The 1100-nt window shown below is 72.8% G+C and carries 1 protein-coding gene; it reads left to right on the forward strand.

Translation table 11 applies throughout. The features are described from left to right. The coding region (locus HMPREF3105_RS09500; protein WP_070709393.1) for a hypothetical protein at nt 1–1053 on the forward strand (1053 nt) is incomplete at its 5' end. Between the last annotated feature and the right edge of the window lie 47 nt (nt 1054–1100).

Consider the following 1100-nt stretch of genomic DNA (forward strand, 5'->3'; position numbering starts at 1 on the left):
TCGGCCACGGAGAGCCCCACCGACCCCGCGTCCGCCGCGGCGTCCCGCGTCCGTGAGGCCCTCGCGTCGGAGTCCGCCGAGGGCACCCCGCGCGCCGAGCCGCGTCAGGCGTTCGAGACCGTCGGCCCGGGCATCAAGGACGGCGCCGCCACCGAGGCCTGGAAGAACACGGCCGCGGTCCGCAACGACACCGTCTCCGTGATGGACTGCACGCGCGACGTCCTGGACCAGCGCACCCTGGACGCCGTCGCCACGCACATCCCGGACAGCTCGAACATCGAGATCGTGCAGCTGTTCGCCTCGCAGGACGAGACCCACGAGTTCCTCACCTGCGTCTACAACGGCTACTTCGAGTACAGCCCCGGCATGCCCCTGGCGCAGGTCCACTACCAGCACAACCTCGACGGCTCCCGCCTGGAGTGGTGCCAGGAGGAGCCCGCCGCCGTGGCGGACGAGTACACGTTCGACCCGAAGACCGGCAAGGGGCTGCTCGCCCTGCTGCGCCCCGGCATGGTCGGCGGCCAGGACGGCGCCCCCCTGCTGCCCCAGCGCACCGCGTGGGCCTGCTCCGAGGACGGCAGCGAGATGGTCTCCGTGACCATGGGCTCCATGGAGGGCTTCGGCGACGCCAACGGCGGCCTCACCCAGGTGAAGAACTCGCCGGTCGCGCAGAGCACCACCCTCGTCACCGAGACCCGCGACCACCTCGCGGACACCGTGCTGAAGGACGCCGGGGACTTCCAGGAGGTCATCAAGCTCAGCTCGCCGTTCTTCCTGAACGCGCAGATGGACGAGGAGACCCTGGCCCAGGCCCGGGAGATCCCCACCGGCCGCGTGCCCGACGAGCTGCTGAACAACCAGTCCACGATCGACCGCCCCGAGGGCGCCCCCGGCCCCGTGGCCCCCGGCCAGCCGCCGCGGCCGTTCCAGGGCGCCGCGCGGGAGGCCGCCGAATCCCAGCGGGCCGCGGAGGCGTCCGCCTCGGCGTCGGCCAGCCCGTCACCGACGAAGTCGACTTCGGCCTCCCCGTCCCCCTCCACGTCCGGGGACTGACACCCGGCACGACGACGGCCGGTCACCTCGTGAGGTGACCGGCCGTG

Origin of the sequence: Micrococcus sp. HMSC31B01 (assembly GCF_001816085.1) — a bacterium.
In the GTDB taxonomy this organism is placed as follows: Bacteria; Actinomycetota; Actinomycetes; order Actinomycetales; family Micrococcaceae; genus Micrococcus; species Micrococcus luteus.